The following is a 19,414-nucleotide window of genomic DNA, read 5'->3' as shown; positions in this document are numbered from 1 at the left end:
TTGCGGAATCGCGGGGTGGCGGCGACCGAGCCGGGGCACGGCGCTGGAACGAGACCTACGCCATCATGCGCGGGACTGGAACTCTCCGGCGACAGATTCGAGGATCCCGAGCGCCTCGGCCTCGCGGCCGTCCGGCACGAAGAGGTGATCGTGGCAGAAGCCCGACACAGGGTTCACGCTGATGCCCGCCGCGGCCAGCCGCGTGGCGATATGGGCGATGAAGCCGACCGCCTCGAGCGAGGAATGGACGGTGAGGGTGATCATCCGGCAGGGAAAGCCGTGCTCGAGCCCGTGCGCCTCGGCCTCGTCGCGGGGCAGGATCAGCGTCACGCCCTCGGCCTCGTGGAGCGTCATGCGCGGGGCAAGGCCTGCGGGCAGGGGGCCGGGAGGGACGGTGGCGAAGACGAAGAGCTCGTCCGCCAACTGGGCCGAAAGGCTCTGAAGCAGCACGTCGAGGCGTCTTTCGCCGCTCATCGGAAGGCGTCCTTCTGGCCCGTGACCGTCGCGGTTGACCTTGGCGGTCGGGTGGGGACAGCGATGGGCCATCCCCGAAAAAGAAAAGAGCGGGCCAAAGCCCGCTCTTCCCTCAACCAATCTCCGGAGAGATCAGAAGTTCATGCGCAGGCCGAGCGACCAGGTGTCGTAGTCGTCGTCGATGCCGCCGATGTCGAAGTCGGAGTAGCCGTAGCCGAGACGGGCTTCGAGGCCGCCGCCGAGGTCGTAGCTGGCTGCGAGGCCAAAGCCCGAGGTCTCGCCGGAGTCGCCAGCGTCGTACTCACCGTAGTTCAGGCCCACTGCGACTGCGTTCATCTCGTAGCCGAAGCCGATGCCCCAGTGCTCGATGTCGTCGGCGAAGAACTCTTCTTCGACGTTCGCTTTGGTGTAGGTCAGGCCAGCCGAGAAGCCGCCACCGAAGCCGGCGGTTGCTGCGACGGTGGTGATGTCAGCTGCGTCTTCCAGGGTCTGGTAGCCGAGGCCGACGGTCAGGTCGACGGTCGAGACAGCGCCGCTCCAGGACACACCGAGGCCCCAGATGGTGTTGCCGAAGTCATCAACGTCTGCGCCGTTGGCAACTTGCTCGCCGGACAGCGAGAAGGTGAAGCCCTGGTAGGCGTAGTCGAAGCGAGCGATCTGGCCGTCGCCGAAGCCGTCCAGCGAGAGGCCGACGCCGCCGGTGTCGAAGTCGAAACCGTCGGAGTGGTTGAAGCCGAGGTGGATGGTTTCGTCGTCTGCCAGCGAGCCGCCTGCGAGCGCCATTTCCGGCACGCGTGCGTCGAGAGCGCCGTCGGTGTCACCCATGGTCAGGGTGGCGCCGCCGTAGGAGACGAACATGTTCTCGCCGCCCTGGTCGCCAGGACGCTCGAAGCGGCCGGGGTTGTTGTAGTCGGCTGCTTCGTCGAGGTCGATGGTTGCACCGAAGGTCAGGCCGTTGTCGGCTTCACCGGTCATGGTGAAGGTAACGTCGAGGTCGGTGAAGAACTGGGTGTCGTCGTTCTCTTCACGGTTCGCGAGGTCGTAGCCCGAGTTGAAGATGCCCATTTCGGCTTGGCCGGACAGGGTGACTTCTGCCGAGGCGATGCCTGCGGTTGCAACCAGCGCGGTGGTAGCAAACAGAATCTTTTTCATTGTTTCCCTCATGTGTTCGTAAGGCGCGTACCAATCCGGGTAGCCCGGCCTTGATGGAGGTTCTATGCGCTTTCAGAGCTCGTCATTGCAACTGGTCGCTGAGCCCCTGGCCGAACAAGGCGGGCAGAGTTGCCCAATTGCCACAACGCTTCCCGGGGGCCCATGCCTGTATCCGCCAAGGGCTTAGGGGGCATTCGGGATTGACGTCTTGTCGCGCGCCGGCGTGACCGGTATGGAGTGTCAGACAAGACCGACGGGCAGGAGCTTGAGCTGATGAACAAGGTGCAAATGGCGACCGGAGTCGTGCTGACCGGCGGTGCGCTGATGCTGTCCGGATGTGCAAGCTGGTTCGACCGTCAGGGCGCTGACACGCGCAACGTGCCTCCCGGCAACGCCGCGACCTCGCAGGCGATCATCGAGCAGGAGATCTACGGAGCCGAGGGCAAACCGGATTCGACAATCTGGGATATCTTCGGCAGCCGTCCCGATCCCTCCGAGATCGGCGCGGTGAACAAGTACATCTGGAATGCCTCGCTCGAGGTGCTGGATTTCCTGCCGGTGGATTCAGTGGATCCTTTCACCGGGGTCATCACCACCGGCTACGGCACGCCGCCGGGTGGCGGCCGTGCCTACCGCGCGACGATCCTCGTGACCGACCCGGCGCTCGACGCCCGCTCGCTGAACCTCGCGCTGATGACCAGCTCCGGCCCGGTCGACGCGACCACGGTGCGCGCCATCGAGGATGCGATCCTCACCCGCGCGCGCCAGCTGCGCGCGCGCGATTCCAAGCTGTAAGGCCCGGACGCTGCCGGGCCTCCGTGGCCCGGGTCAGTCCTTTTTGCCGACATTCTCCCGGAAGGCCGTCTCGAAGGCGGCCTTTTTCGCGTCGTCCGCCGGTGCCTGGTGCTCGGCCTTCCACGCGTCGTAGGGCATGCCGTAGTAGATCTCGCGCGCCTCGTCCTTGCCGATCTCGACGCCGCGCTCGGCGGCGGCTTCCTGGAACCATCGGGCCAGGCAGTTGCGGCAGAAGCCGGCGAGATTCATCAGGTCGATGTTCTGCACGTCCCTGCGGTCTTCCATCAGGTGCTGGCGCAGCCGGCGGAAGGCGGCTGCCTCGATCTCGATACGGGTCTGGTCGTCCATGATATCCTCCGTCATTCCGGCACCTCGTCCAGCGCCGCCTCGAGCAGCGGCGCGAGCCGGGCACCCCAGTGCATCTGGGCCTGTTCGCTCTCGATCAGGTCGTTGCGCAGTTCGATCAGCGTGTTCACCCGCCCGTGCTTCAGGGCGTGGCGGTCGATCGAGTCGCCGGGCAGGTGCCCGGGGTAGGGCTCGTTGCGGCCCACGGTCAGGTCGGGCTCGGCCTCGAGCCTGGCGATCAGCGGGTCCGAGAGCCGCGCGTCCCACGCGTGCAGGATACCCACGTGCCACGGCCGGGTCGGGCGCCCGCGCAGCTGGCGGGTAAAGGAGTGCACGGCGACGATGGCCACGTCCTCTCTGCGCGAGGCGGCGAGCGTCTCGAGCGCGCGGTGGTAGGGGCGGTGATAGGCGTCGAGCCTGCGGCCGCGTTCCTCGGCGCAGGCGTGGCGGTTTCCCGGGATCACCGAGCCGTCGTAGAGGCGCATCAGCAGCGTCGGGTCGTCCTCGCCGCGGTTGGGATCGATCACCAACCGCGAGAAGTCCGCCCAGATCAGCGGCGAGTCGAGCGACGCCGCCAGAGCGCGCGCCAGACCGAGAGCGCCTACATCATAGGCAATGTGCCTGCGCATGTCCTCGGCAGGCAGGCCAAGGGTTCCCCCGAGATCGGGCGGCACGGTATTGCTCGCATGATCGCAGGTGACAAGGAAACGGCCGCCGCGGTCGGCGCCCTCGATGTGATATGGCGTGTAGGTCATGATTTTGTGTTGTTCCGTCACGCACACTTAGAGCAGTTGCGTGGCGAATGGAATTGGGCAATACCGTCAACCGGGCGTTAGCGGTAACTGATTGAAGATCATGTCAGGCGACGGTCGGCGCCAGGAAGAAGCCGGAGCAGGGAGACGGACAATGAGACGTTTGCGCAAAGTCAAGATCGTGGCCACGCTGGGACCCTCCAGCAACACCTACGAGATGATCCGCACGCTGCACGAGGCGGGCGCCGATGTCTTCCGTCTCAACATGAGCCACGGCAGCCACGAGGACATCACCAAGCTGCACCGCGCGATCCGGCAGGTCGAGAAGGACCTCGACAGCCCCATCGCCATCCTCGCCGACCTGCAGGGGCCGAAGCTCCGCGTCGGCGAGTTCGAGAACGGCGAGGAAGAGCTGGAATGGGGCGAGACCTTCCGCCTCGATCTCGACAAGGCGCCGGGCACGAAGCGGCGGGTCTGCCTGCCGCACCCCGAGATCTTCCAGGCCATCGGCGTGGGGGCGCATCTTCTGGTGAACGACGGCAAGATCCGTCTCCGGGTCGAGGAATGCGGCAAGGATTTCGCCAACTGCGTCATCGAGGCGGGCGGGACGATTTCGAACCGCAAGGGTGTGAACGTGCCCGACGTCGTGCTGCCGCTGGCGGCGCTGTCCGAGAAGGACCGCAAGGATCTCGAGTTCGCCGCTGCGCTCGGCGTCGACTGGCTGGCGCTGAGCTTCGTGCAGCGCCCCGAGGACGTGATCGAGGCCCGCAAGCTGGCCGACGGCCGCGCCGCGATCCTGTCGAAGATCGAGAAGCCCGCCGCGGTGAAGTCCTTCGAGAAGATCCTTGAGGTCTCCGACGGCGTCATGGTCGCCCGCGGTGACCTCGGCGTCGAGCTGCCGGTGCAGAACGTCCCGCCGATCCAGAAGCGCCTGATCCGCATGTGCCGCAAGGCCGGCAAGCCGGTGATCGTCGCCACCCAGATGCTCGAGTCGATGATCGAGAGCCCGATGCCCACCCGGGCCGAGGTCTCGGACGTGGCGACCGCCATCTACGAGGGCGCCGACGCGGTGATGCTCTCGGCGGAATCCGCAGCCGGTCAGTACCCTGTCGAGGCGGTGACCACGATGAACAACGTGGCCGTGGGCGTCGAGAAGGACCCGACCTACACCGAGGTCATCGAGGCCAGCCGCAACATCGACCGTGCAAGCGTCGCCGACGGCATCGTTGCCGCCGCGCGCGAGATTGCCGAGACCGCGAACATCAAGGTGATCTGCTGCTTCACCTCCTCGGGCACCACGGTGGCCAAGGTCGCGCGCGAGCGTCCGAGGGTTCCGATCATCGCCATGACATCGCTGCGCGGCACCGCGCGCCGCCTGTCGCTGACCTGGGGCGTGAACTGCGTGATGACCGGCGAGCTCGAGCGCTTCAAGCAGGCGGTGGTCAACGCGGCTCGCGCCGCGCGGGCGCAGGGCTATGCCGGCTCCGAGGACCAGATCGTGGTGACCGCGGGCGTGCCCTTCAACATGCCCGGCACCACCAACATCCTGCGCGTCGCGCCCTGCGACGAGCGCCTGATCTACTCCACCGACCCGGAGTGATCTCCGATCCTGCGGCCCCCCGTTCCTGCGGGGGGCTCGCAACGCCCCGAGGGCGCGCGCTGGCGGCGCCGTCCCTTCGCGTTTGACGGGCCGCCTGCGTTCCCACTTTACCCTCACACGACAGCGATGCCGGGAAAGTCACGGCCGCTCACGCCCGCGTGATCGGCCGGAACGTCACGCGCGCCCCGCCCATTGGATCAGAGTCGCCACTTCATCCAAGGGCTCTTCCAGATGCTTCTCAGGACTGCAGCCATCGCCGGGATGTTCATCCCCGCGCTAGCCAACGCGCAGCCCCCCCCAGCGCACGCTTCTCACCGGGGCCGAAGTGATCACCATGGAGGGCGGCTGGACCAACCCCCTGAGGCTCGAGATCCTCATCGAGGGGGACCGCATCGCCGCCATCGCGCCCGAACTCAAGGCCGAGGGTGCCGAGGTTATCGACCTCAGCGGCTTGCTCATCACCCCGGGGCTGGTGGATGGGCACTCGCACATGTGGAGCGCCATCGCCCGCGGACTCGGAGACGACAGCGCCGAAACCATGGACGCGCTGGCCGAGGTCTGGACGCCCGAAGCCTCGGCCCTTTCGGTCGAGCTGGCCGCGGCGCTCGCGGTCAACTCGGGCATCACCTGGGTCAACAACTGGGCCGACAACGTGGTCTCGCCCGAGCACGCCGATGCCGAGGTCGGGGCGATGCGAGACTCGGGCCTTGGCGGGCGGTTCAACTACGGATACCCGCACGCCGGCTCTCATGACAAGCCGATGGACCTCGACGACCTGCGCGACACGGTCTCGACCTGGGAGCACGGCCCCGTCGGCCTTGGCGTGGCTTTGCGCGGGCCCGACAGCTCGACGCCCGAGGTGCTGCAGGAAGAGATCTCCAAGGCGCGCGGGTACGGCCTGCCGGTCTCCTTCCACATGGGAGGCTCGCAGGGCGCGGCGGAGCTGCACAACGTTCAGGCGATGTCCGAGCAGGGGATGCTGGGCGCGGACGTGCAGGTGGTGCACGTGACCTCGGCCCCGGCGGAGGACCTCGCGCGACTGGCCGAGGCCGGTAGCCCGCTCATCGTCGCGCCGACGACCGAGGCTGCGATGGACTTCGGTGCGCCGGACATCGGCGCCATGCGCGAGGCCGGGCTCAACATGGGCGTGGGGGTCGGCACCACCGGGCCCGAGGGCGCGGCCGACATGTTCACCGTCATGCGCCTTGTCGCCGAGGCGGCGGACGAGACCATGGGCGAAGAGGCGATCAACGGCGCCACGGTGTTCGACTGGGCGACCCGCGCGGGCGCGCTGGCCGTTCAGGCGCCCGATGGTGTGGGCACGCTGGTCAAGGGCGGGCCTGCGGACCTCATCGCGATCTCGACCGAGGGGCTGGACGAAACCGGCAAGCTCCCCCCGGACATCGAGCTCACCCGCAAGGCCGGGCCGGACAACGTGCGCTTCGTGATGATCGGCGGAGAGATCCACAAGGCCGATGGTGAGCTCACCAAGGTCGACCTGGACGCCTTGACGAACGAGGCCGCAGAGATGATGAACGAGCTGCAGGAGAAGCTGGGCGGCTGATCCCGCTACGGTTGTCGGGCAGGGCGCCCGCGCCCCGGAAGCCCCCTTGCATCGGAAGGCGCCGCGGCCTATAGGGGCGCCTCCTACCGCGTGGCCGGCTCACTGTGGCATGCCGAGTCGCGCGTTCACCGCAAGACGTCAAGGAGACGGAAATGCCCAAGATGAAGACGAAGTCGAGCGCCAAGAAGCGCTTCAAGGTGACTGCGACCGGCAAGGTCATCGCAGGTCAGGCTGGCAAGCGCCACGGCATGATCAAGCGCACCACGAAGTTCATCCGCGACGCTCGCGGCACCACCACGCTGTCGGCCCCCGACGCGAAAATCGTCAAGGGCTACATGCCCTACGACCGCTGATAGGAGGCTAGACACATGGCACGAGTCAAAGGTGGTACCGTCACCCACGCCCGTCACAAGAAGGTTCTGGATCAGGCGAAAGGCTACTACGGCCGTCGCAAGAACACCTTCAAGGTTGCAGCCCAGGCCGTCGACAAGGCGAACCAGTACGCGACCCGCGACCGCAAGAACCGGAAGCGCAACTTCCGCGCCCTGTGGATCCAACGGATCAACGCTGCTGTGCGCGCGCACGACGAAGCGCTGACCTACTCGAAGTTCATCAACGGCCTGACCAAGGCCGGGATCGAAGTGGACCGCAAGGTTCTCGCCGATCTGGCCGTGCACGAGCCCGAAGCATTCGGTGCCATCGTCGAGCAGGCCAAGGGCGCGCTGGCCGCGTAAGCGCCGCACCCCTGCAGAACTTGAAACCGCGTCCGGGCTGTCCCGGGCGCGGTTTTTTCTTGTCCGGGTGACTGCGCCGCGGCCTCAGGCCGGACGCTCGGCGCTGATCGGGTGGCGCGTGCCCCAGATGCGCGGGGCGTCCTCGGACAGGCGCCGACGCTCGAGGTGCGAAAGCTGCCGCCGGGCCTCGGCGGTGTCACCACCGCAGGCCCGCAGCGCCTTGCTCCAGACCCGCAGCGCGGAACCCGCCGACCAGGGCAGGGCGGCCTCGGCCAGCCAGAGCCGCAGCTCGGGCGGCAGCCGGTCATAAGCTGCCATCGGGTCGCCCGTGCGCCTGCGGCGGCGGAGCGAGCTGCGGGCATTGCTCCGCTCCGGGCCCGCCCTCTCCATGCTCATGCTGCCTGCGGCGCGCGGCGCCAGGCGGGAAAGGGGTCGGGCAGGTCCTGCCATTGCTGCGGCTCGAAGCGCTCGGCGTCGCCCACCAGCGCCGCGTCCAGCGCGGCGGTGATCGCCGCCCGGTCCATCCCCGCACCGATGAAGACCAGCTCCTGCCGGCGGTCGCCGAAGGGCTCCAGCCAGTGCTGCCGCAGATAGTCGAGCGCCTGCGGGTGATCGGGCCAGCGCTCGGACGGGACGGTCGCCCACCACATGCCCATGGGACGGATGCTGCTCAGCGCACCGGCCAGCGAGAACTCGGCCAGCCAGTCCGGGCGGGTCGCCACCCAGAAGTGCCCCTTGGCCCGGATTACGCCCGGCAGCGGCCCGTTCAGAACGTCGTGCACGCGCTGCGGATGGAACGGCCGCCGCGCCCGGTAGACAAAGGAGGTGACGCCGTATTCCTCGGTCTCGGGCACGTGGTCCTCGAACCCGTAGAGCTCCTTGGCCCACATAGGGTGCAGGTGCGCCTGCTCGAAATCGAAGAGCCCCGTGTCGAAGATGCGCTCCTGCGGGACATGGCCGTAGTCGGTCTCGAGGATCACCGCGTCCGGGTTCAGCGCGGTGACGATGAGCCGTGCCGCGTCGCGCCTGTCCGCGCCCGCGTCGGTGACCTTGTTCAGCACCACCACGTCGGCGAACTCGATCTGGTCCACCAGCAGGTCCACCAGCGTGCGGTCGTCGCCCTCGCCGAGGCTCTCGCCCCGGTCGCGGATGAAATCGTGACTCGCGTAATCCTTCAGCAGGTTCACGGTGTCGACCACGGTCACCATGGTGTCGAGCCGCGCCACGTCCGCGAGGCTCTGGCCGCGCTCGTCGCGGAAATCGAAGGTGGCGGCGACGGGCAGGGGCTCGGCGATGCCGGTGCTCTCGATCAGCAGGTAGTCGAAGCGCCGCTCCTCGGCGAGGCGCCGCACCTCCTGCAGAAGGTCGTCGCGCAGGGTGCAGCAGATGCAGCCGTTCGACATCTCGACAAGCTTCTCCTCGGTATGGCTGAGATCGGCGCCGCCGTCGCGGACGAGGTCGGCGTCGATGTTCACCTCGGACATGTCGTTGACGATCACCGCGACCCGCCGTCCGTCGCGGTTGTTCAGCACGTCATTGAGAAGCGTGGTCTTTCCGGCACCGAGAAAGCCCGACAGGACGGTGACGGGCAGGCGCGAATCCGTGGCTGGCATGGGGGACTCCGTGAATGAGAGTGTGTAATGTTATAACGTAACTAACCATGCGCCCGACGAGCGCGCAAGCCAGTTTCGACCGGCCCGCCGGGCGGTACGCGGCGGAGCTGCGTTGCGGGAAGGGCGCTGGCGACCCGTGAAGGACTCGAACCCTCAACCTGCCGATTAGAAGTCGGCTGCTCTATCCAGTTGAGCTAACGGGCCATGCGCGCTGGTGTTCTAGCCGCTTGCCGTGTCGCGCGCAATCGCCCGCTGGGGTGTCGGTGCTTGCGTCCGGACGCCTGCGCCGATAGGTGGATGCGGCAAAGACAGATCCGAGGGTGCCAAGATGGATTCCTTGCGCGACAAGTATATCGACCTGATCGCCGCCGCCTCCGACGAGGCGACGCTCGAAGAGCTGCGCGTGCAGGCCGTTGGCAAGAAGGGCGAGATCAGCCTCGAGATGCGGAGTCTCGGCAAGATGAGCCCGGAAGAGCGCCAGATCATGGGGCCGAAGCTCAACGCGCTGAAGGACGAGATCAACAGCGCGCTCGCCGCCAAGAAGGTGGCACTGGCCGATGCGGCGCTGAACGACCGTCTCGCCGCCGAGTGGCTCGACGTGACGCTGCCCGGCCGTGGCCGCCGTCAGGGCTCGATCCATCCGGTGAGCCAGGTCTGGGAAGAATGCACCGCGATCTTCGCCGACATGGGCTTTGCCGTGGCGGAGGGCCCGCAGATCGAGCAGGACTGGTACAACTTCGACGCGCTGAACATCCCCGGCCACCACCCCGCGCGGGCCGAGATGGACACCTTCTACATGCACCGCGCCGAGGACGACGAGCGTCCGCCGCACGTGCTGCGCACCCACACCTCGCCGGTGCAGATCCGCTCGATGGAACAGCATGGCGCGCCGCTGCGCATCATCTGCCCGGGCCGCGTCTATCGCGCCGACTACGACCAGACCCACACGCCGATGTTTCACCAGGTCGAGGGCCTCGCCATCGACAAGAACATCTCGATGGCCAACCTCAAGTGGGTGCTGGAAGAGTTCTTCTCGGCCTATTTCGGTACGCAGGTGAAGACCCGCTTCCGCGCCTCGCACTTCCCGTTCACCGAGCCCTCGGCCGAGGTGGACATCCAGTGCCAGTGGAAGGACGGCTCGGTCACCGTGGGCGAGGGCGACGACTGGCTCGAGGTGCTGGGCTCGGGCATGGTGCACCCCAAGGTGCTCGAGGCCGGCGGCATCGACCCGAGCCAGTGGCAGGGCTTTGCCTTCGGCATGGGCATCGACCGCATCGCGATGCTGAAGTACGGCATCCCCGACCTGCGCGCCTTCTTCGACAGCGATCTGCGCTGGCTGCGCAACTACGGCTTTGCGGCGCTGGACGTGCCGACCATCCGGGGCGGTCTGTCGCGCTAGGATCCGGCGGGGGCGCTTGTGCGTTCAGCCCCATGGGATCGGCAGCGCGCGGGTGGTCCTTTGCAGGCATCCGGTGCAAGTTGTCGATCCGCATGACCAAGCAGACGAAGGAGCCGCCCGCGACATGAAACTCTTCAACCATGCCAACCGCGAGCGTACGCCTGAGACGCGCCGCGTCTATGCCCGGTTCGAACTGGTCTACACCCTCGTGGACTTTTCCGCCGCGCTTTGTTTCACTGTGGGCTCGGTGATGTTCTTTTCCCCGGCCTGGGAAATCCCGGGGGTCTGGTTTTTCACCGTGGGCTCGCTGTTCTTCATGGCCAAGCCGACGCTCCGCCTCGTTCGCGAGGTGAAGCTCTACCGCATGGGCAAGCTCGAGCGCCTGGCAAACCGCGCCGAGGACGAGTAGCCGGTCACAGCCCCAGCGCGGTCCGGCTGTCCAGCAGCGTATCCCCGGGGGATCTGGACGCATCGATGCGGAGCCAGTGTTCCGGCACGCGGGCGTGCAGCGCCTGCCTTGCGACAACCTCCTGTGTGGCATCCGAAGCGTCTTGGCGACGGCCCGCGACGCGGTCTTGCAGGGTGCCGGTGTCCGCCTCGAGCCAGAGCGCCGAGAACGGGACCCCGGCGCGCTGCGCCAGCGCCTCGGCATCGGCCCGTTCGGAGGGGGCGAGCCAGGTGGCATCCAGCAACACGCTGCGCCCGGCGCCCAGCAGCGTTTCGGCGCGGCCCAGCAGTCGGTCATAGACCGCGCGGGTTGCGGCGGGGGTGTAGGCTCCGGGCGGCAGGTGTTCGAGCGGCGCGGCCCCGGCGAGGCGCTTGCGTTCGAGGTCGCTGCGCAGGTGCACGGCCCCGGGCGTGGGCGCGAGCAGCGGCGCGAGGTCGCGCGCCAGCGTGGTCTTGCCGGTGCCCGAGAGTCCGCCGATCGCCAGCAACCGCGGCGGGAGAGGGGCGAAGACTACCAGCGCGTCGTCGAGGAACTCCCGCGCCCGGGCCGCGTGTTCTGCCGCCCCGCCCGCGGCGCGCCCGGTCTGGACCTCGACCATGGCGCGGATCGCGGCGCGGATGCCCATGAAGAAGGGCAGGGCGGCAAGGCCCGCGTCCTCGGCCCCTCCGGCGGCGAAGAGCCACGCGTCGAGGGTGAGGCAGGCGGCGCGGTCGAGATGCCGGTGCCGCAGGTCCATCACGAGGAAGGCGAGGTCGTAGAGCACGTCGCAGGTGCCGAGCGTCTCGTCGAACTCCAGCGCGTCGAAGAGCACCGGCCGCCCACCGATGCGCACGATGTTGTTGAGGTAGAGATCGCCATGGGCGCGGCGCAGGTGGCCGTCCCCCGCACGGTCGCGCAGCAGCGGGGAGAGCTGCCCGAGCAGGGGCCGGGCGGTGGCGTGGAACCGCGAGACGGGCCCGGGGCCGAGGTCCTCGGTCATGCCGGCGAAGGCGTCCTCGAGCTCGGTCACGATGGCCGCCATCAGCGCCGCTCCATCTGCATCGCGACGGGGCGCACGGGCGTGATAGGCCTGCACCTCGGTGCCGAGCGCCTCTGCCAGTGCGTCGTCGAGATCGCCGCGCTCGGCCACCGCCGAGAGTTCGTCCTCGGTTGGAAAGCGCGCCATGCGCAGCACCCATTCCACCACCTTGCCATCGCCGCCGAGCGCGAGCCCGCCATCCGCCGCGCGCACAAGCGGGACGAGGTCGCGGTAGATCTCGGGCGCGGTGGGGCGGTTCAGCTCGAGCTCGCGGGCGAGCATGTCGTGTCGCAGCGGCAGGGTCGAGAAATCGAGGTAGTCGTACCGCACCGCCCGCTTGATCTTGTAGGCGTCCGGCCCGGCGAGGAAGACGTGGGCGCCGTGGGTCTGCACGTGGCGCACCTCGTCGCCCGCGTGGTTGGCGGGGTCCGAGAGAAAGGCGATGGCCTCTGTCTGATCCTGGCTCATGGGGCACTCCTGCCCGTCGTGAATGCCATGCGGGCGGCCCCCCTTCCATGACCGTAATCAAGGGCGACTCGCCTCGCCTGTGGTACAATTCGGGATCATCGAAGGGAGGAGGCCCCAAAATGAACATGTTCACCCCGACAGGCCGGCTCAAGCCCGATGCGCAACCGGATGAATTCCGGATTCGCTGGGATCTCGAGCCCTACGCGGTGACCGCCGCGATGGACGCGTGGCTCGACCTGGGCAGCGAGATGCAGAGCTTCTACGCCGACCGCGTGCGGCAGGATGTCGAAACCCATCACCGCGCGATGCATTGCAACAACCCGTCCGAGCTGATCGGCATCCAGGCGGCGTTCTGGCAGAAGGCGGTCAAGGATTACCGCGCCCATGCGGGCCGCATGGCAGAGCTGACGGCCCGCATCTGGTTCCCCGGCTCCGGTCAGCCGAAGACGTAGCGCCCCGGCGCCGGTTCGAGGGCGGGCAGCGTCTCCGCAAGCGCGGGGCGCGTGCCGGTGGAGCGTCCGTCGAGCCATTTCGTCCATTCCGGCCACCACGATCCCTCGACCGGGTCGTGGTGCGCGAGCCAGTGCTCCGCCTCTTCGGCGTGGCCGGTCACGGCACCGATGCGGTACTGCCGCCGGGGATGGCCGGGCTCTGAGACGATGCCGGCGTTGTGGCCGCCGCTGGTCAGCAGGAAGGTGTTCTCGCCGTCGGCGAAGCGGTTGATCTTCCAGACCGATTTCCACGGCGCAACGTGGTCCTTCTCGGTGCCCACGGCAAAGACCGGGATTTCGATATCCTCGAGAGACACGGTGCTGCCGCCGACCTTGTAGCGGCCAAGCGCCAGCAGGTTGTCGAGGAAGAGGTCGCGCAGGTAGTCGGAGTGCATCCGCGCCGGCATGCGCGTCGCGTCGGCGTTCCACGCCATCAGGTCGTTCATGCCGCCGCGCTCGCCCAGCAGGTAGTCGTGGATGGTGCGCGACCAGATCAGGTCGTTCGAACGCAGCATCTGGAAGGCCCCGGCCATCTGGTTGGAGCCGAGATAGCCCTGCTCGGCCATGATGTCCTCGAGGAAGGCGACCTGGCTGTCGTCGATGAAAAGCGTGATCTCTCCGGCCTCGGTGAAATCCACCTGTGCCGCGAGCAGCGTCATGCTCGCCAGCCGGTCGTCGCCGTCCCGCGCCATGCTGGCCGCGGCAATGGAGAGCAGCGTGCCGCCAAGGCAGTAGCCCGCCGCGTGCACCTTCTGGTCCGGCACCGCGCGGCCGATGACGTCGAGCGCCTCGAGCACGCCCAGCCGGACGTAATCCTCCATCGACAGGTCCGCCTCGTCGGCGCCCGGGTTCAGCCACGAAACCATGTAGACCTCGAACCCCTGCTCCACGAGGTAGCGCACCATGGAGTTATGGGCCGAAAGGTCGAGGATGTAGTATTTCATGATCCACGCCGGCACGATCAGCAGCGGCTCGGCCTTCACCGTTTCGGTCACCGGGCGATAGCGGATCAACTCCATCAGGCGGTTGCGGTGGATCACCTCGCCGGGCGTCACGGCGAGGTTGCGCCCGACCTCGTAGCTGCCGGTGTCCGGCGGGGCGTCCTCGGCGTAGCGGGCGAAATCCTCGAGCAGGTTGTGGAGGCCGCGCACGAGGTTGGCGCCGCGTTCGGCCTTGGTCCGCTCAAGCACCACCGGGTTGGTCAGTGCGAAGTTCGACGGCGCCATCATGTCGAGCGTCTGGCGGGCGGCGAAATTGGTCATTTGCTCGTGGCGCGGGGCCACGCCGGGCACGCCGGTGGTCGCGGCGTTCCACCAGTCCTCGGTCAGCAGGAAGAGCTGGGCGTAAAGGTTGAACGGGTACTGCCGCCAGTCCGGGCTGCGGAAGCGGCGGTCGGCGGCCATCTCGGCGCAGCCCCGGCCCTCGGGCGCGAGGGCGCAGGTTGCGCCGGCCTGCAGCGCGCGGGCGGCGTTGGCGACGGCCTTCTCGTGCAGTTCGGCCTGTTTTGCTGGGGATCCGGCGAGGTGGACGGCCCAGTCGTACCACGCGGTTGCGAGCGCCATGGGCGACAGGCCCCCGGTCAGGCTGCCGAGGGTGGCGTGGAAGGCACGGTCGATGGTGTCGTGCCTGTGGGGCTCGACAGTTGCGACAGTTGCGACCGGGGCCTGGGTGTCTTCGGGGGTGGGGTTTCCGGCGTGTCTCATGGCTCCTCCATTCGCGCCCCGGGTGTGACACGTTTCCCGGGGGATCACTTTGACCGAACGCAAGCCGCGCGGGTGACGTGGCGTCCTGTGCGATCGATAGCACGCCCGGATGACGGTCTCGAGTCCGCAAGAAATCGCCTTGGTTGAATTCAATCAAACGATTGATTAAAGAGAGGCATGACCCAGAAAGCCCTCCCGCCCGAATCGGGCAATTCCGCCGAGACCACCCGCGCCAATCTCATCGACGCGGGGTTCGAGCTTTTCGGGGCCGAGGGTTATGCCGCGACCAGCACCCGGCGGCTGGCCGAGCGGGCAGGCACCAATGTCGCCTCCATCGCCTATCACTTCGGCGGCAAGGCCGGGCTGCACGAGGCCTGCGCCCGCGCCGCGGCCGAGCGCATCGCGCAGGCCGTGGGCGTGCCGCGCGACCACGAGGGGCTGAGCCCCGAGGCAGCCGTCGCGTGCCTCGAACGGACATTGAGGGGGCTGGTGGGGATGCTGGTGCGTGGCGACGCGGCGCGCAGCATGGTGGGCTTTCTCGTGCGCGAGATGAACGCCTCGGAAACCACGGCGCAGCTTTTGCACGACCACATCGTCGCGCCCAAGCATCGCGAGCTCTGCCAGCTCTGGTCGATCGCCACGGGGCAGCCCGCCGGGGCGGACGAGGTGAAGCTCGCGGTCTTCGCCATGGTGGGGCAGGCGCTGTATTTCCGCGTCGGCCAGCCGGTGGTGCGCCGGATCATGGACTGGGAGAGCGTCGGCGATGTCGAGACCGACCTCATTGCCGAAGCGCTGGTGGCGCAGATGCGCACCGCCATCGAAAGGAGCCGGAGATGACCGGGTTTCTCTGTGTGCTGCCCTTTGCGGCGACACTCTTCTCCGCCTGCGCCGAGCCGGGGCCGCTGGCCACGGGCTACGTCGAGGGTGACTTCACCCTGATCGCCCCCGTCGCCACGGCGCAGGTGCGCAGCATCGCGGTGGCGAGCGGCGACACCGTGGCCGAGGGCGCGCCGCTGGTGGCGATGGAGCGACGCGACGCCGAGATCGCGCTGGCGCAGACCGAGGCGGCGCTGGCCGAGGCCGGCAGTCGTCTCATGGACCTGCAGGAGGGCAAGCGCCCGGCAGAGATCCAGGCCATCGAGGCCACGCTCGCCTCGGCCCGGGCCCAGTCCGAAGACGCCGCCCGCACCGAGCAGCGCATGGTCAGCCTTGCCTCGCGCGGGGCGGTGACCGAGAGCCAGCGCGACGACGCGGTGACCGCCGCCAAGGTCGCCGATGCGCAGGTGGCCCAGATCGAGGCCGAGCTCGCAGTGGCGCGCCTGCCCGCCCGTGCCCACGAGATCGCCGCCGCCGAGGCCGCGCTCGAGGGCGCGCAGGCGGCCCGGGACAAGGCGGCCTGGGATCTCGACCAGCGTTCGCTGACCGCACCCGCGCCGGGCCGGATCTTCGATGTCATCCGCCGCGAGGGCGAGATCGCGGGCCCCTCGGCGCCGGTGCTCTCGATGCTGGCCGAGGGCGGGGTGAAGCTGCGGCTCTACGTGCCCGAGACCGAGTTCTCCCATGTCGCGGTGGGCACGCTGCTGGCGGTGAATTGCGACGGCTGCGCCGGGGGCCAGACCGCGCGGGTGACCTACATCTCGGACGCGGCGGAGTTCACGCCGCCGGTGATCTACTCGCTCGAGAACCGCCAGAAGCTGGTCTACCTGATCGAGGCCCGGCCCGAGGGGGACAGCACGCTGAAGCCCGGTCAGATCGTCGACGTGAGACTGGCGGGAGACGGCCAGTGAGCACCCCCGCCATCGAGGTTTCGGAGCTGACCAAGCGCTTCGGCGAGCGGACCGTGGTGGACCGGGTGTCGCTGAGCGTGGCGAAGGGCGAGATCGCGGGTTTCCTCGGACCCAACGGCTCGGGCAAGACCACGACCATCCGGCTGATGTGCGGGCTTCTGCAGCCCGACGGCGGCTCGGGGCGGGTGCTGGGCCACGACATCCTCACCGAGCGCGGCGCGATCAAGCGCGAGGTCGGCTACATGACGCAGAAGTTCTCGTTCTACGAGGACTTGACGATCGAGGAGAACCTGAGCTTCGTCGCCGGGCTCTACCAGATGCGGCGCAGGCGCGAGGTGGTGCGGGACACGCTCAAGGATCTCGGGCTCTGGACCCGGCGCGGGCAGCTCGCGGGCTCGCTCTCGGGCGGGTGGAAGCAGCGGCTGGCGCTGGCCGCCTGCGTGATGCACAAGCCGCGACTGCTGATGCTCGACGAGCCCACGGCGGGCGTGGATCCCAAGGCGCGGCGCGATTTCTGGGACGAGATCCACCGGCTGGCCGCCGACGGACTCACGGTTCTGGTCTCGACCCACTACATGGACGAAGCCGAGCGCTGCCACCGGATCAACTACATATCCTATGGCACGCTGGTGGCGCAGGGCACGGTCGAGGAGGTGGTGCGCGATGCCGGGCTGACCACTGTGGTGGTGACCGGCGAGGCGACGTCCGAGGCGGCGAACAAGCTGCGCGGGGCCGAGGGCGTCGACCAGATCGCTCCCTTCGGCAACACGCTGCACGTGGTCGGGCGCGACGGCGAGGCGCTGCGCCGTACCGTCGCGCGGGTGGCCGCCGAGACCGGCACGCAGGTCGCCGACGCCGAGACCAGCCTCGAGGACGTGTTCATCCAGCTCATGGGCGATGCCCGGGACAACATGTCATGAGCCGCTGGCTCTCTTTCGCGCGGCTCTGGGCGCTGCTGGTCAAGGAGACCATCCAGATGCGCCGCGACCGGGTGACCTTCGCGATGATGATCGGCATCCCGCTGGTGCAGCTCATGCTCTTCGGCTTTGCCATCAACACCGATCCCAAGGAGCTGCCGGCCGCCCTCGTCGCCCCTACGCAGGACCGCTTCACCCGCGCCATGGTCGGCGCGCTCGAACTCACCGGCTACTACCGCTTCGTCGCCCCAGACGCGACGGCGGCGGAGGCCGAGGAGATGATCTCGCGGGGGGACGTGGTTTTCGTGGTGACGGTGCCGTCGGATTTCGGCAAGCGGGTCGAGAAGGGCGATGCGCCGACCATCCTGATCGAGGCCGACGCCACCGACCCCTCGGCGGCCTCGGGCGCGATCTCGACGCTGGGGACCGTGGCGCAGCAGGCGCTTCAGCGCGAGACCGGGAACACGTCCGCCGATCCCGCCGCGCTCTCGGTCGTGGTCCACAAGCGCTACAACCCCGAGGGCGTGACCCAGTACAACATCGTGCCGGGGCTGCTGGGGGTGATCCTGCAGCTCACCATGGTGATGATGACCGCCATGGCGCTGACCCGCGAGATCGAGCGGGGCACGATGGAGAACCTGCTCTCAATGCCCGCCACGCCGCTCGAGATCATGCTGGGCAAGGTGGTGCCTTATCTGGGCGTGGGCGCGGTGCAGGTCGTGGTGGTGCTGGCGGCGGCGCGGATGATATTTGCCGTGCCGATGATGGGGAGCCTGTCGGTGATCCTGCTCGGGATCTTCGTCTTCGTGCTGGCGCTGGTGATCCTCGGCTACCTGATCTCGACCGTGGCGCGCACCCAGATGCAGGCGATGCAGCTCACCTTCTTCTTCTTCCTGCCGTCGCTGATGCTCTCGGGCTTCATGTTCCCCTACCGCGGGATGCCCGGCTGGGCGCAGGCGCTGGGCGAGATCTTCCCGCTCACCCATTTCCTGCGGCTGATCCGCTCGGTGATGCTCAAGGGCGCGGACGTGCACACGGTCGCGCAGTCGCTGCTGGCGCTGACCGTTTTCGTGCTGATGCTGTCGCTGGCGGCGCTGATGCGGTTCCGGCGGACGCTCGACTGAGGCTCAGTCGAAAAGCGTCGCCTGCCCGGGGGGCTTGGGCGCGGGCATCCCGAGGTGATCCCACGCCCGCTGCGCCAGCATCCGCCCGCGCGGGGTGCGCTGAATAAGGCCCTGCTGCAGAAGGTAGGGCTCGATCACCTCCTCAATGGCGTCGCGGCTCTCGGAGAGCGCGGCCGAGATGGTCTCGATCCCCACCGGCCCGCCGGCGTAATGCTCGGCGATGAGCCTCAGGTAGCGCCGGTCGGCGCCGTCGAGGCCCATGCCGTCGACGCCCAGCCGGGTCAGCGCGCCATCGGCAAGCTGTTGCGTCACCACGCCATTGCCTTCGACCACGGCAAAGTCGACGACCCGGCGCAGCAGGCGCCCGGCGATCCGTGGCGTCCCGCGCGCCCGGCGGGCGATCTCGCGCGCACCGGCAGGCTCGGCGCGCACGCCCAGCTTCTCGGCGTTGCGGGTGACGATGCTGTTGAGCTCGTCCACCGTGTAGAACTGCAGCCGTGTCGGGATGCCGAAGCGGTCGCGCAGCGGCGTCGTCAGCAGGCCGAGCCGGGTGGTGGCGCCGACCAGCGTGAAGGGCTGCAGCTCGATGCGCACGGTGCGGGCGGCGGGGCCCTCGCCGATCACCAGGTCGAGCTCGTAATCCTCCATCGCCGGGTAGAGCACCTCTTCCACCGCCGGGTTCAGGCGGTGGATCTCGTCGATGAAGAGCACGTCGCGGGTTTCGAGGTTGGTCAGGATCGCGGCGAGATCGCCGGCCTTGGCCAGCACCGGCCCCGAGGTCATGCGGAAGTTGACGCCCAGCTCGCGCGCCATGATCTGCGCCAGCGTCGTCTTGCCGAGGCCCGGCGGGCCGTGGAAGAGCGTGTGGTCCATCGCCTCGCCGCGCGAGCGGGCGGACTGGATGAAGACCCGGAGGTTGGCGCGCGCCTCGGCCTGTCCGACGAAATCGTCGAGCATCTGCGGGCGCAGGGCACGGCCCTCGTCCTCGGGCAGGCGCTGCGGGCGCAGGGTCGGGTCGGGTTCGGTCATG

General features: G+C 68.4%; 21 protein-coding genes and 1 tRNA gene. 12 read left to right on the top strand and 10 right to left on the bottom strand.

Features of this window, described 5'->3' with window-relative positions:
• Positions 1-63: 63 nt before the first annotated feature.
• Positions 64-474, bottom strand: coding sequence for an ACT domain-containing protein (locus BLQ77_RS18950; protein ID WP_089962043.1), 411 nt, complete (start codon positions 472-474; stop codon positions 64-66).
• A gap of 132 nt (positions 475-606) precedes the next feature.
• Positions 607-1,626, bottom strand: a complete 1,020-nt coding sequence (locus BLQ77_RS18945; RefSeq protein ID WP_089962040.1) for a porin — start codon at positions 1,624-1,626, stop codon at positions 607-609.
• 273 nt (positions 1,627-1,899) lie between these two features.
• Between BLQ77_RS18945 and BLQ77_RS18940 the strand changes: the two genes are divergently transcribed.
• Positions 1,900-2,421, top strand: coding sequence for a DUF3576 domain-containing protein (locus BLQ77_RS18940; RefSeq protein ID WP_165617151.1), 522 nt, complete (start codon positions 1,900-1,902; stop codon positions 2,419-2,421).
• Positions 2,422-2,454: 33 nt separating this feature from the next.
• Here the strand turns inward: BLQ77_RS18940 and BLQ77_RS18935 are convergent, their stop codons facing one another.
• Both BLQ77_RS18935 and BLQ77_RS18930 read right to left on the bottom strand, forming a co-directional pair.
• Positions 2,455-2,769 (bottom strand): DUF1244 domain-containing protein, encoded by a 315-nt coding sequence (locus BLQ77_RS18935; RefSeq protein ID WP_040383804.1) that lies wholly within the window; start codon positions 2,767-2,769, stop codon positions 2,455-2,457.
• 11 nt (positions 2,770-2,780) lie between these two features.
• Entirely contained in the window at positions 2,781-3,521 is a 741-nt protein-coding gene (locus BLQ77_RS18930) for an N-formylglutamate amidohydrolase (RefSeq protein ID WP_089962035.1), read from the bottom strand.
• A gap of 151 nt (positions 3,522-3,672) precedes the next feature.
• On the opposite strand from BLQ77_RS18930, the gene pyk reads away from it, so the two are divergent.
• The 4 genes from pyk (at position 3,673) to rplT (ending at position 7,416) form a co-directional block, all read left to right on the top strand.
• On the top strand, positions 3,673-5,118 hold the full coding sequence (gene pyk / locus BLQ77_RS18925; protein ID WP_008885882.1) for a pyruvate kinase: 1,446 nt from the start codon (positions 3,673-3,675) through the stop codon (positions 5,116-5,118).
• Between the two features lie 334 nt (positions 5,119-5,452).
• Entirely contained in the window at positions 5,453-6,682 is a 1,230-nt protein-coding gene (locus tag BLQ77_RS18920) for an amidohydrolase family protein (protein WP_089962033.1), read from the top strand.
• A 152-nt stretch (positions 6,683-6,834) separates the two neighbouring features.
• A complete protein-coding gene (gene rpmI, locus BLQ77_RS18915) occupies positions 6,835-7,035 on the top strand; it encodes a 50S ribosomal protein L35 (RefSeq protein ID WP_008884871.1) in 201 nt (66 codons plus the stop codon).
• 15 nt (positions 7,036-7,050) lie between these two features.
• A complete protein-coding gene (gene rplT / locus BLQ77_RS18910; RefSeq protein ID WP_008885543.1) occupies positions 7,051-7,416 on the top strand; it encodes a 50S ribosomal protein L20 in 366 nt (121 codons plus the stop codon).
• A gap of 84 nt (positions 7,417-7,500) precedes the next feature.
• On the opposite strand, the gene BLQ77_RS18905 is transcribed toward rplT, so the two are convergent.
• From BLQ77_RS18905 to BLQ77_RS18895, 3 genes are all read right to left on the bottom strand, one after another.
• A complete protein-coding gene (locus tag BLQ77_RS18905; RefSeq protein WP_089962031.1) occupies positions 7,501-7,806 on the bottom strand; it encodes a DUF6525 family protein in 306 nt (101 codons plus the stop codon).
• A 2-nt stretch (positions 7,807-7,808) separates the two neighbouring features.
• Complete coding sequence (gene zigA, locus BLQ77_RS18900; RefSeq protein ID WP_089962028.1) at positions 7,809-9,029, bottom strand: zinc metallochaperone GTPase ZigA; 1,221 nt, start codon at positions 9,027-9,029, stop codon at positions 7,809-7,811.
• Positions 9,030-9,156: 127 nt separating this feature from the next.
• A tRNA-Arg gene (locus BLQ77_RS18895) sits at positions 9,157-9,233 on the bottom strand.
• A 124-nt stretch (positions 9,234-9,357) separates the two neighbouring features.
• Between BLQ77_RS18895 and pheS the strand changes: the two genes are divergently transcribed.
• Together pheS and BLQ77_RS18885 are read left to right on the top strand one after the other, a co-directional pair.
• Complete coding sequence (gene pheS / locus BLQ77_RS18890; RefSeq protein ID WP_089962025.1) at positions 9,358-10,428, top strand: phenylalanine--tRNA ligase subunit alpha; 1,071 nt, start codon at positions 9,358-9,360, stop codon at positions 10,426-10,428.
• A gap of 124 nt (positions 10,429-10,552) precedes the next feature.
• Positions 10,553-10,837, top strand: coding sequence for a YrhK family protein (locus tag BLQ77_RS18885; protein WP_008884707.1), 285 nt, complete (start codon positions 10,553-10,555; stop codon positions 10,835-10,837).
• A gap of 4 nt (positions 10,838-10,841) precedes the next feature.
• On the opposite strand, the gene BLQ77_RS18880 is transcribed toward BLQ77_RS18885, so the two are convergent.
• Positions 10,842-12,362, bottom strand: a complete 1,521-nt coding sequence (locus tag BLQ77_RS18880) for a bifunctional aminoglycoside phosphotransferase/ATP-binding protein (protein WP_089962022.1) — start codon at positions 12,360-12,362, stop codon at positions 10,842-10,844.
• A gap of 119 nt (positions 12,363-12,481) precedes the next feature.
• Here BLQ77_RS18880 and BLQ77_RS18875 point away from each other — a divergent pair, with 119 nt between their 5' ends.
• Positions 12,482-12,814 (top strand): phasin family protein, encoded by a 333-nt coding sequence (locus BLQ77_RS18875; RefSeq protein WP_008883905.1) that lies wholly within the window; start codon positions 12,482-12,484, stop codon positions 12,812-12,814.
• Here BLQ77_RS18875 and BLQ77_RS18870 read toward each other — a convergent pair.
• Positions 12,799-14,556: a PHA/PHB synthase family protein gene (locus BLQ77_RS18870; protein WP_008884926.1), complete on the bottom strand. Its 1,758-nt coding sequence runs from the start codon at positions 14,554-14,556 to the stop codon at positions 12,799-12,801. The two genes, BLQ77_RS18875 and BLQ77_RS18870, sit on opposite strands and share 16 nt — an antisense overlap.
• A 177-nt stretch (positions 14,557-14,733) precedes the next feature.
• Here BLQ77_RS18870 and BLQ77_RS18865 point away from each other — a divergent pair, with 177 nt between their 5' ends.
• Genes BLQ77_RS18865 through BLQ77_RS18850 form a run of 4 tightly spaced genes read left to right on the top strand, consistent with a single transcriptional unit; the run spans position 14,734 to position 18,384 of the window.
• Positions 14,734-15,393, top strand: a complete 660-nt coding sequence (locus BLQ77_RS18865; protein WP_008885945.1) for a CerR family C-terminal domain-containing protein — start codon at positions 14,734-14,736, stop codon at positions 15,391-15,393.
• Positions 15,390-16,343, top strand: a complete 954-nt coding sequence (locus tag BLQ77_RS18860; protein ID WP_089962019.1) for an HlyD family secretion protein — start codon at positions 15,390-15,392, stop codon at positions 16,341-16,343. The genes BLQ77_RS18865 and BLQ77_RS18860 overlap by 4 nt, the downstream gene beginning before the upstream one ends.
• Positions 16,340-17,263, top strand: coding sequence for an ABC transporter ATP-binding protein (locus tag BLQ77_RS18855; RefSeq protein WP_089962017.1), 924 nt, complete (start codon positions 16,340-16,342; stop codon positions 17,261-17,263). The genes BLQ77_RS18860 and BLQ77_RS18855 overlap by 4 nt, the downstream gene beginning before the upstream one ends.
• Positions 17,260-18,384 carry an ABC transporter permease gene (locus tag BLQ77_RS18850; RefSeq protein WP_008885494.1) on the top strand — a complete coding sequence of 375 codons (1,125 nt, stop codon included), beginning with the start codon at positions 17,260-17,262 and terminating at the stop codon, positions 18,382-18,384. The genes BLQ77_RS18855 and BLQ77_RS18850 overlap by 4 nt, the downstream gene beginning before the upstream one ends.
• 3 nt (positions 18,385-18,387) lie before the next feature.
• Here the strand turns inward: BLQ77_RS18850 and ruvB are convergent, their stop codons facing one another.
• Complete coding sequence (gene ruvB / locus BLQ77_RS18845; protein ID WP_089962015.1) at positions 18,388-19,413, bottom strand: Holliday junction branch migration DNA helicase RuvB; 1,026 nt, start codon at positions 19,411-19,413, stop codon at positions 18,388-18,390.
• Position 19,414 lies beyond the last annotated feature (1 nt).

The sequence above is a fragment of the Salipiger thiooxidans genome (assembly GCF_900102075.1).
Taxonomy (GTDB): Bacteria; Pseudomonadota; Alphaproteobacteria; order Rhodobacterales; family Rhodobacteraceae; genus Salipiger; species Salipiger thiooxidans.
This window is presented reverse-complemented; position numbering and strand designations above follow the sequence as displayed.